8 protein-coding genes are annotated in these 11,048 nt (G+C 53.9%); 5 read left to right on the top strand and 3 right to left on the bottom strand.

The annotated features are described in order from the left end of the window. Window positions 1-28 precede the first annotated feature (28 nt). Genes C7534_RS10980 through C7534_RS10965 form a run of 4 tightly spaced genes read left to right on the top strand, consistent with a single transcriptional unit; the run spans window position 29 to window position 6,919 of the window. The gene (locus C7534_RS10980) at window positions 29-2,080 is read left to right on the top strand and encodes a type VI secretion system Vgr family protein (RefSeq protein ID WP_109785752.1); all 2,052 of its coding nucleotides are present in this window, start codon (window positions 29-31) and stop codon (window positions 2,078-2,080) included. An 11-nt stretch (window positions 2,081-2,091) separates the two neighbouring features. Continuing rightward, window positions 2,092-3,123, top strand: coding sequence for a tetratricopeptide repeat protein (locus C7534_RS10975; RefSeq protein WP_109785751.1), 1,032 nt, complete (start codon window positions 2,092-2,094; stop codon window positions 3,121-3,123). After that, entirely contained in the window at window positions 3,120-6,173 is a 3,054-nt protein-coding gene (locus tag C7534_RS10970) for a hypothetical protein (RefSeq protein WP_109785750.1), read from the top strand. The genes C7534_RS10975 and C7534_RS10970 overlap by 4 nt, the downstream gene beginning before the upstream one ends. A gap of 2 nt (window positions 6,174-6,175) precedes the next feature. Continuing rightward, a complete protein-coding gene (locus C7534_RS10965; protein WP_109785749.1) occupies window positions 6,176-6,919 on the top strand; it encodes a hypothetical protein in 744 nt (247 codons plus the stop codon). Window positions 6,920-6,969: 50 nt separating this feature from the next. On the opposite strand, the gene C7534_RS10960 is transcribed toward C7534_RS10965, so the two are convergent. Then, window positions 6,970-7,989, bottom strand: coding sequence for a lysozyme inhibitor LprI family protein (locus C7534_RS10960; RefSeq protein ID WP_109785748.1), 1,020 nt, complete (start codon window positions 7,987-7,989; stop codon window positions 6,970-6,972). Between the two features lie 172 nt (window positions 7,990-8,161). After that, window positions 8,162-8,542 (bottom strand): DUF6124 family protein, encoded by a 381-nt coding sequence (locus C7534_RS10955; RefSeq protein WP_109785771.1) that lies wholly within the window; start codon window positions 8,540-8,542, stop codon window positions 8,162-8,164. 483 nt (window positions 8,543-9,025) lie between these two features. Here C7534_RS10955 and C7534_RS10950 point away from each other — a divergent pair, with 483 nt between their 5' ends. Continuing rightward, window positions 9,026-9,415, top strand: a complete 390-nt coding sequence (locus tag C7534_RS10950) for an SCP2 sterol-binding domain-containing protein (RefSeq protein ID WP_046030699.1) — start codon at window positions 9,026-9,028, stop codon at window positions 9,413-9,415. Between the two features lie 187 nt (window positions 9,416-9,602). Here the strand turns inward: C7534_RS10950 and C7534_RS10945 are convergent, their stop codons facing one another. Further along, window positions 9,603-11,003, bottom strand: a complete 1,401-nt coding sequence (locus C7534_RS10945; RefSeq protein WP_109785747.1) for an aminoacyl-tRNA deacylase and HDOD domain-containing protein — start codon at window positions 11,001-11,003, stop codon at window positions 9,603-9,605. Window positions 11,004-11,048: the final 45 nt, after the last annotated feature.

The following is an 11,048-nucleotide window of genomic DNA, read 5'->3' as shown; positions in this document are numbered from 1 at the left end:
CGGATGACCACCGAACAGGGAGCAAGCAATGTTCAACCCGTCTAACGAAACGCATTTCAGCCTGACCGTTGAAGACTACGTCGGCGCCGTGCATTCGGGCGACCTGCAAGTGCTGTCGTTCACCGGCACCGAAGGCATCAGCCAGCCGTATCGCTTCGACCTCGAACTGGTCAGCGAAAACCCTGATCTGGACCTGGAACAGCTGCTGCACAAGCAGGCTTTTTTGGCGTTCGACCCGCAGGGCTCCGGCATCCACGGCCAGATCTACCGCGTCGCCCAAGGTGATGCCGGCAAACGCCTGACCCGCTACAAAATCTCCCTGGTGCCGCACCTGCAATACCTGCATCACCGCACCAACCAGCGCATCTACCAGCAGATGTCCGCGCCGAAAATCATCGCGCTGATCCTCGAAGAGCACGGCATCAAAGGCAACGCCTACCGCTTCCAGCTCAGCCAACCGTGCCCGGACCGCGACTACTGCGTGCAGTACGACGAAACCGACCTGCACTTCGTCCAGCGCTTGTGCGAAGAGGAAGGCATTCACTACCACTTCCAGCACAGTGCCAAAGGTCATCTGCTGGTATTCGGCGACGACCAGACCGTGTTCCCGAAACTCGGGCAGCCAACGGCTTATGTGCAAGGCAGCGGCATGGTCGCTGACGAACCGGTGATCAAAGGCTTCAAACTGCGCCTGGAAACCCGTACCAGCCGCACCACCCGCCGCGACTACGACTTCGAAAAACCACGCCTGCAACTCGAAGCGGCGTACAAACCCGACGGCGAAAGCACCGAACCGGATCTGGAAGACTACGACTACCCTGGCCGCTTCCTCGACCGCGCGCGCGGCAAATTCCTCAGCCAACGCGCCCTCGAACGCCACCGCGCCGACTACCAGCAAGCCGAAGGCCACGGCGACCAGACCCGGCTCATCAGCGGCCACTTCCTGGAAATGTCCGACCACCCGCGCACCGAGTGGAACGACCTCTGGCTGCTCACGGAAATCGTCCACGAAGGCAAACAACCGCAAGTCCTCGAAGAGTCGGTCACCAGCGACACCACCGACAACAAAGACGACTTTCACCAGGGCTACCGCAACCGCTTCCTCGCCACCCCGTGGAACGTCTTCTACCGCCCCGCGCTGGAACACCCAAAACCCCGCGTACTCGGCAGCCAGACCGCCATGGTCACCGGCCCCAAAGGCGAAGAAATTCACTGCGACCAATACGGCCGCATCAAAGTGCAATTCCACTGGGACCGCGAAGGCCTGGCCGACGACAAAACCAGCTGCTGGATGCGCGTTTCATCGAGCTGGGCCGGCGACCGCTACGGCGCCATCGTCATCCCGCGCATCGGCATGGAAGTCCTGGTGACGTTCCTTGAAGGCGATCCCGACCAACCGTTGGTGACGGGGTGCCTGTACCACAAGGAAAACCAGGTTCCCTACGAGTTGCCGGCCAATAAAACCCGCACCGTGTTCAAAACCCTCAGCTCTCCGGGGGGCGGTGGGTTTAATGAATTGCGGATTGAAGACAAGAAAGGTGCCGAGCAGATCTTCATCCATGCCCAGCGGGATTGGGATGAAAACATTGAGCATGATCAGAAGATTCGCGTCGGCAACGAACGCCACGACACCGTGGTGAAGAACACCTACACCGAGCTGAAGGCGGAAGAGCATCGCACCACGATTGCGGATCGCAAGGTTGAAACGCGGCTGGATGATCACCTGACGATTGGGCAGAACCAGCATGTGAAGTTGGGGACTGCGCAGCTGACCAGCGTGGGGAAAGAGATTCATGTGAAGGCTGGGGCGAAGATTGTTATTGAGGCTGGCAGCGAACTCACCATTTTGGGGGGAGGGAGCTTTATCAAGCTGGATGCCGGTGGGGTGACGGTTGTTGGGCCGGTGGTGAAGATTAATGCGGGTGGTTCGGCCGGGAGCGGGACCGGGATCGGGATTAAACCGCCGGTGCTGCCGGGGGCGGCGGATAAGGATAAGGCGGGGAGTTTGATGGATCAGGCGTTGGGGAATGCGGTGCCTGAGAAGGTTAAGCCGAAGGCTTTTTTTGTGTTTTCTGAGTGATGAGATTCGTGATGACAACAAACAAACACGTAAGGCTGGTGAAGTGGTCTTCCATCGCACTGCTGACCTTAGGTATGCACACCGGTGCCTTTGCCTCGTCGTCCGTTGATGCTCAATGTCCGAGCGACGACTTTGCAGAGTTCGTTAAAGTTTTCGCCTCCCAGCCTGAGATACAGAAGGTCTTTATCGCCTCTCCCGTTCAAGAGATTCGAGTAGTTTTCGATGGTGATAAGCCGAAGGTAGTCAAACGTAAACTCAAAGCGCTGGACGCTGCTGCATTGAGCGTACTTGTGCCAGAAAATGCCGCTGAGTCGAATCTGACCATAAATATCGATTTACCGAACAAAGTGATTGTCCGTGACCAGGTGGGCGGATTTCTGAAAGTTTTCGTCTTCAAACATGACGACTGCTGGGTTCTGAACCGTGTCGAAGATTGGTCGCTTGAAAATGTATTAGATGGTGTGGCTCGAACGGAAAAACTATTGCCCGGTGAGAGAGAGCTGAAAAAAGGTGTGTGGTTTGACCGATTGGCTAATCATGCTTCGCCCGAATCCGGTGTTTATTTGTACGCCGCAGCGCTGGATAGCTATTTAGCCGGAGCGCAACAAGGTTCGCCGCAGGCTGCATTGTCTGCTGCAGGAATTAGTCTTTCTGGACAAGCTCCACGCTTGGATAACGCCAAAATTCTGGATCTTTTGGTTGCTGCTTCAAAAAGCATTCCCAATGCAGGCGTAACACTTGCAAATTTTTACTGCGATGAGGGTGAATACGATGACAAGCACGTCTGTATCAACCCACAACAGTCAATGGATGCGTTGGAAAATGCCGCGAGCCGTGGCTCAGTAGATGCACTGAGCCAACTGGGTGAGGTGTATGAAGCCGGCACCGTTGTCCCTGCTGATCTGCCCCGAGCAATGGCGTGTTACCAGCAGGTTCAGAAAACGGATCCTGAGTCCGGTACGCGAGGTGTTGACCACTTGGCGGCCCAAGGCGTCGTCGCTGATAACTCAATTCAATGTGTTAAAGCAGGGAGCTTCCGATGAGTACCGGACTACTCGAACAGCGGGCTAACTACCCGCATACCCAATATGAATACGGTCCAGCGAAAGGTTACGCCGATGCCGACGGCGACGGTCGAAAGGAAATCGACTGTTCAGGTCTGTTGTACCGGATGCTGAAGGATGCTGGATATTCAATTCCATACCTGACAACGGGACAGCTGAATGTTGACGTAACCCATTTTGACGTCGTTTCGCTCGCGAATGTTCAGCCTGGTGATATTGCCCTGTGGATCAATTTTCATGGGCATACGGGGGTAGTCGAGGACATCAACTCAGTACGTAACGCGGGGAATTTTTTCGGCTCGCAATCTTCTTCTGGGCCGAAATCCGCTAAGTACGGGAACCATAGCGGTTACTGGCCGATGCCAGAAAAGTTTTTGCGTCCGAAAGCTATATACAGAACGGGTGCGCAACCGGCGCCAGCGGCGGCTCCTACCCCAGCAACTGCTCCGGTGGGACCTGCCCCCCTGATGAATTTTCAATACCCCTTCCGAAAGGCTGACGGGAAGCAGTTCACTGACGCAGAGGAAGTTTACAAAGCTCTCGAAAATGAGAATTCAGGTCATTACCTGTTGGGTAGCAACAAATTTTGGCATGGCGGCATCCACATCAGCGATGCAAGTGCTCCGCAATGTGTACTCAATGAGCCGGTTCGCTGTATGGCCGATGGTGAGGTCGTTACTTATCGTCTTAACGAAGATTATCTAGAGTCAACTTTCGGCGACAACGAGAAAAAACTGAAGTACTCCAACTCCTTCTGCCTGGTGCGTCACGAATACAAATCGGCGCCGAACGCGGAAGAAGGACCGAACAAGGGCAAGCAAAACAAGCTGAATTTCTACAGCCTCTACATGCACTTATTGCCTCATGCTCGTTACCCGCTAGCTCCTGAAGAAACGCCCGCCAAGAAAGTCACCATGAGAGTCGGTGACTTCAATGCCTATCCGACGGTGCCCACGCCCGGTGTCGTCTCGCAGGCCGACGGAAAACTGGTTAATGGCACTCAACTGGAAATTCTTGAAACGGCCGACAGCGGCGAGCTGACTTATGCCAAAGGCAAAATTCTTTCCGGAAGCGTGAAAAAAGGCTCGGCAAAAACCCGTGGCGTTGGAGATGCGGTCTGGTTCGCTTACCTGAAAAATGGAGAGCCCTACAAAAACACCGCAAATACTCAAATCTGGAAGGAACAGTTGCTGCCTGAGCGACTTCGGCCGAACTATTGGCAAGGAAAGGTTAAAGCGAAGTTGGTGAAGCGCTTGCCGCTATACGACGCGCCTACAGACCCCACTAATGGACAGCCCGCCGGTAGTCCGAAAGGGACGTTGCAGCTGAACGTTGGCAGCGTCATCGAGTTCGACAGCAAAGCGGTGTTGAACCTTGCCGTCGGCAATCAAACGCTGCGCATGGCCGCTTGCACATTAGTGAGTGGTGCGCTTTGGGGGAATGGTGTTGTGCCGCCGACGTTCTGGGCCTGTGTGGAGAACGTACTGCCGAATAAATACGTGAGTTGGGAGACCGTCACGCCCAGCGAATTCGATAGTGTTGTTGCCACCAGCACCGGCATCAAGGCGGGTGACCCGATCGGCTACTTGGGGCAGACGGAAAATCTCACTAGCGAGCAAGGCGGGTCGGACAGTAAATTTCAGGTTCACGTCGAAATATTCACCGCCGAAGCGGAAGTGAAAGATTTCCTCAAAAACCTCGCTGGCCTTAAAACAGGTAAGCAGTACCTGCAATTGCCGACCGGAACGGAGCTTAAGAAAGTAGCCCCAGCAACCGGCACGACACCACTCAAACTTGACCACGCAGTCGATCTCGGCAAGGCCACGGTGATCAAGGTCGGCACGGAAGACTGGTACAACGTTAGCGTCACCGACGACGGTCAACCGGTCAGCGGACTGGTAAAAAAAGCAGGCGCGAAAATTATCACCCAGCACGACTGGGAAAAACTGGGGTTCCAGATTGTTGAAGAAACAAACGCTACGGCGGATGGTTTCCTTGACCCCGAAGACATGCCGCAGTTCTTCAAAGACTTGTTCTCCAAAATTGATACAGACGACGACGGCCAAGTCGATTCAGCTGAGCTCGCGAATGCGGTAAAAAACGCTGAAACACGTTCACGGTGGTCGAAGCTGATCGCTCATCATCCGACTGAGTGGAAGGACAAAGCGGACTCTGCAAAGTGGAGTAAGTTAGATCAGTTGTTGGAGACCTCCCCGAAGACGTTGAAGCATGAAAAAGAGCGTATTAGCAAATATGTTTTTTGGGATGAACTCGCGGGAAAGGGGGCTATCAGCTCTAGCTTGATTTGGCATTTTCATCCGATAGCGTTGCTTGATAATTTCATGAGTCAGTCCGTATACATAGATGTAGAACGATTCGTTGCTATGTATGCCGAACAGCATGCATCTTTCCAAGCTGAATCTCCCGTACTGTCAGCCAAATCGAAGGAAAACCTCAGAGAGATTGTAAAAAACATAAATATATATGTTGATAAAAATAGAGAAATGCTAACGATATATGAGTTGTCATATATGTTCGCAACGGCTAGGCATGAGGCATATAATTACACTATTGCCGAATATTTTAGTGCTGCCCCGGAGATCGGGTCGGTTAGTTATTTCGACAAGTATGATCCCGTTCTTGCAGCTAGTGCTGCGCATAGAGAGAGAGCGATAGGTAACGGAAACACCGTCCAAGGTGACGGTTTTAAATACCGCGGGCGTGGTTTGGTGCACTTGACATGGAAAAACAACTATCAGAAAGCCAAAGATTATTTCGGGATAGATTTTGTTGGAAGTCCTGAAGAGGCCGCTGGATTTAAAAATTCAGTTCCCATTATGATTTGGGGTATGAAAGAGGGTATTTTTACCAATCAAAAATTGGGCACCTATGTAAATAACACCACCAAGGATTATCAAGGCGCTCGTAAAGTTATCAACGGTTCTGATCAGAAGGTTCTGATCGCGAGTTATGCCACTAAATTTGAAGCTATTTTGAGAGCTACATCCGTAGCACCGGAGACTCGATAAGAATGAAAAAGAAAAATCTGTTTGCGTTGTTGTTCATTGGCCTCTCGTTTACCGTATCTGCTGCTGAAAAAGCAACAGTCTCTGCGGGCGACGTTTATGAAGTAGATGAAGCGACTCAGAGCCTTAAAGTTAGCTGGTCGGGCGGAAGCAAAATTGTTGACGGTGTCATTGGCGATAAAGGAGAAGTTACGAGAGACTTCGTTGACTTCAATGGCACTAAAGCTTTGCACTATGAAAACCTGGCATCGAGCACTCCGTTTGAAGCGTACTTTACGCTGAGTAGGCAAGGAGATAATGTCGTCGTTGATTGCATATATGCAAATATTCGTAATGACAGAAACGGTATTCTCATCAACAAAGCTGTTTGTGATCTTAATAGACCGCTAGCCGAGGATTATGAGGAATCGATCTATGAGTTTTCTGACGAGTGGAAGAACGCTACGGGAAAAGTTTCAATAGAGTCTTTGGGCAAGACTCCAGCGGTAGCTTTGAATGTGGATGAGGCTCAGTACAAGGACATTCATTTGGTGAGAACCTATAAATCTAAGGGCGATTTGGTTTCCAAATCTCCGTCAGTTGCTGTTACGCAAGGCAGCATCCGGCATCAGTTTAGCTCTGGCACGATATTTTCTGTCTATAAGGTTAGTGATTTGAAGTCTCCTCGGTATTTAGAGGTGGCAGCAAAAGGTATTGAGGAATCTTTTACACGCTATGATTATGAAGCTTTAAAAGCGTTGTTAAAGTAACCTTGATATTAGATGGAAAAGGGGACAATACGTCCCCTTTCCTTTGGCGCCTACGGCATGTAATCCAGCGGCGCCTTGCGCCAATCGAATTGTTCGGCATACCAGCGTTGAATCGGGCCTGGCAAACGTCCTTTCCAGCCCTGCACGTTAGTGTAGTAGCGCACACGGTAGTTCTGCTTCTGATCGCTGACCAGCACCGCGACCCAAAGTTGAGCGTCGCGCCCACGCATGAGTAGTGCGGCGTTGGGAGGCGGAAGCCCCAATACTCGAATTTTGGCGACTTGAGCCCCCAGGTTGTCTGCGGCTGACTCGTCTACGTAGTAAAACGAGTCACTGGCATCCAGAATGGTTTGATAGTCATCCTTAAGCAATTGCCGAGCTGCGTCGTCTTCTTCTTGCGTGCGGACTAGCCCTAGGGACAGCAGGTCATAGTTCATATTAAGTGGCTGTTCGGATGCGACATAACGTCCACCGAAGGATGCGTCAGTTCCTCGGCATTCACCCACTTGGATGACGTAAAGGAGGCCGGTGCTTGGTGTCATCAGTAACGTGCAATCTTCGCTGCGATAAATACCTTGGGAGCCTTCCAGGTTGAACGTATCAGTCAACGTTCCTGAGCTCATTTTATTAGCCGCTTTTACTGTGAAATCGAATTGTGGCGCGCGCCCGCTTATCTTCCATTCGGCGCTGTCGAATCGCCCATCAGGGATACGTCGCCAAGTCCCTTTCCAGTTGAAAGGTTTACCTGCGTGTTGGAGCGCTACAATCCGCATCAAATAACTGCGTCGCAAGCAATGAAAGTCGGTAGCGCAGTGGTCGCGGTGTTTAATCCACTCGCGTTGATCAGCCTTCAGTGTCACCGTGTCCTTCACTGTCGCCTTTGCCGTTTTCCATACCTGCCCCAATTTACTATCCAGTCCAAGCGTGTATGGGTCAGTACAGATTGCTTTTTCTGTAGGTGTAGCGGCATTGGCGCAGTCGAAACTGTTGGCGGCAGCAACTGTGGTAAAGGCCATACTGGACAGCATCATGGCGTGGATAAGGGTAGAGCGCGGTAAGGCAAAGGGCATCTGGAGAGTCCATTCTGGAAGTGCGGCACTAGTATGCGTAGATGCATGGTGATTTTAAGTATTTTTTGTACCTTTGGAAGTGATCGGTAGTATCAACACTTCATCTCGGAGTACAAATATTACTGATGCATTTGAATGAAGAAGGGGACGTAAAGTCCCCTTCATATTTTTGCTACACCTTCCCTCGATGCACCGCCGGATTCGACGAATCAATATGATCCAGCGCTCGCTCCACCAACAACCGAACCCCATCCGACATTCTGCTGATCGCCAGTGCTACGGAGCGCAGCGTGCCTTCCACATCGTCGGCCAGGTTGGCGGCGATGGCGCTGATGGATAGCAGGTCTTCCGAGGCGTTGGCCAGGAGGGCTTCGGTGTCGATGTCGGGGGAGACGGTGAAGAGGTTGCCTTTGCGAGGCTTGGGCTTCTCGGGCGGTGGGGCGAAATGGTGGTTGAGGGCGCGTTCGGCGGCTTCGTGGAGTTTCTTCGAATCGAGGGATTCGTAGGGGGATGTGTCTTCGTGTTCTGGTGGATTCGGTGTTGGCTTGATCAAAGGTATAAATCCCGTAATTAAGGAGCCGACACCGTTTCGCTTGCACTTCGAAAGAGGTGGCAGCTGTGCATAGGTGTGCAAGACCGGCGGGATTCCCGGCAGACCCGAAGGTCTCCCATACACAACTGCCATAACGGTTCGCGAGCATAGAAAAATGCTCGATGAATTGCCATAACCATTGTGTATCCCGCCGGACTTGCACGTCCGTATCACCGATTTTGCGGCGACCAACAAAGACTATCGGCCGAGCGCAACGCTGCCTAGTTCACGAACAACCCCACGAGTTGAAGGAAACTTCCGATAGCGTCGAGCGTAGAAACACCAAATCTTCCACGCTTTTAAACACAGACGTTTCGTCAATGACTTGGTAGTCATCGGCGTCAAAAAGCGCGTCATCTTCTTCTAACGCATCGCGATGCTGTCGTTATCGTCCGAAGCCGCTACACTGCGCCGGCCGTTCATTTTTCTCTTGAGGCTGTGCGCATGAAATTTCGTTTTCTTCTGTGGATGCTGGGTTTGTTGATGGGTAAGGCCAGCCGGACTAATCCTGCGTTTCAGCAGCAGTTGGGTGACAAGGAATTGGTGTTCCAGTTGCAGACCCTGGACGGGAAGGTGTCGCGGCATTTCTTTGTGAAGGACCAGCGCATTACCAGCAAGTCGGGCGTGTATGCCGAGCCGGCGTTTGCGATTGCGTTTAAAGATGCGGCGTATGGTTTTGCCACGATGCAGGCTAAGAACAAACAGTTGGCGTTTATGCAGGGGATTCAGGACAAGTCGATTCAGATCAAAGGGAATCCGGCGTTGGTGATGTGGTTTCAGGGGTTGACCAAGTATTTGAAGCCTAGGAAGGCTAAAGCCAAGGCGAAGGCTTGAGTGTTGGGTTGGGGCTGTGACGCAGTGCGTCACGGGATGCGTTACCACGCAGAGCGTGGGAACGATCAAGAGTTGAGTGTTTGACCCTGTGGTGATTCAGTTGGATCGGCGGGGGATTCATCGCGGGCAAGCCCGCTCCCACAGGGATCACCTCAATCCTGTGGGAGCGGGCTTGCCCGCGATGCTTTTAGGCCTGGCTGAATTGCGAAGCCAGTTCGCGCAACAGCACTTCAGCCTCAAGCACTTTAGTGACCACGTCGTTGGCTTTTTCGCGGCTCAGGCCGACGCGTTCGAGCAGGGCGTCGGGGATGTCTTCATCCGGGCCGGAGCCGATGCCGCGGCCGCGTAGCAGGCGCACGGACAGGCAGACGAGGTTCGGGTATTCGGCATAGTCGCCGTCGTAGTGCGGGTCGTGCTGGAAGCGCAGGGCGGCGGCGAGTTCGTCGGGCATGTCCCAGTAGCGCATCAGCCACGCGCCGATCTGTTCACGGCTGATGCCCAGCAGGTGTTGCTCGACGTAGCTGTGGCACAGGTGCTGGTTGACTTCCAGATGGCGGCAGATCAGCGAGAAGTGCGGCGGGAAGACGTGGGCCAGCAGCAGGTAGCCGAAGTTGTGCAGCAGGCCGGCGAGGTAGGTCAGGCCGGCTTCCGGGCGCTGGGCGCGCGGCATGGCGCGGGTCAGGCCTTCGATGACGGCGGCGGTGTAGATCGACTGCTGCCAGTACGGCGTGGCGTGTTGCGGGTGGTCTTTGGGCAGGCTCAGGGTTTTGCCCAGGGCCAGGCCCAGCGCGAGGTTGATCACCAGGTCGAAACCCAGGACCCGCACGATCGCATCTTCCACCGAACGAATCTTGCCCGGCGAGGCGTAGTACGGCGACGCGGCCCAGCTGACGACTTGTGCCGCCAGCGCCGGGTCGGTTTCGACGACGCCGGTGATGTCGTCGATGGTGGCGTTGGGGTCGACGCGCAGTTTGATGATTTTCTGCGCGGTCTCGGCCAGCGGCGGAATTTCGATGGTCTCTTCCAGGCGTTGCTGGATGCGTCGCGCGGTGAACGCCTGGACGGCCTGAGTGATTTCCTCGCGGTCATCGTCGGGGCGGTCGAGGTTCGGGCGGATGCGGGTCAGGTTCTCGCCGAAGTTGGCGGCGCTGGCCTTGGTCAGCATGGTCTTGAAATCTTCGCTGGTGATTTCCAGCAGCAAGCCCGGCTCGCCCGAGTTGATCAGCAACTTCGGTTCGCGCAGCAGGCTTTCTTCGTACAGGCACGGCGAACTGGTCAGCGCCGGCAGACCGGGCAGCAGGCTGAGGCTGTGTTTGCCGAGCATCTTCACCAGGCGTTCGGTGGGCACGGCAGTGAGGCGGCGGCCGGTCAGTTCGGCGAGGCGATTGAGGTCCAGCAATTGGCTTTGCGGGAACAGCACCATCAGCGCGCCAACGGCGTCATCCAGCAACACGGCTTGTACTTTGCGCGAGGCGTTCAGGCCGTGGTGGTCCAGCACTTCTTGGTAGGCAATGCCCAATTTGCCCAGCAGCAACCGAATAACAGACGGAGCGTGCAGGGGTTCTGGGGCGAGGGCAGCTTCAGTCATGGTCTGTATCCGTATTCAAACAATCGCAGGAGTATAACCAGCTTG

Origin of the sequence: Pseudomonas sp. OV226 (genome assembly GCF_003148705.1) — a bacterium.
In the GTDB taxonomy this organism is placed as follows: Bacteria; Pseudomonadota; Gammaproteobacteria; order Pseudomonadales; family Pseudomonadaceae; genus Aquipseudomonas.
The sequence above is the reverse complement of the archived record's forward strand: the minus strand, read 5'-3'. Positions and strand labels throughout refer to the sequence as shown.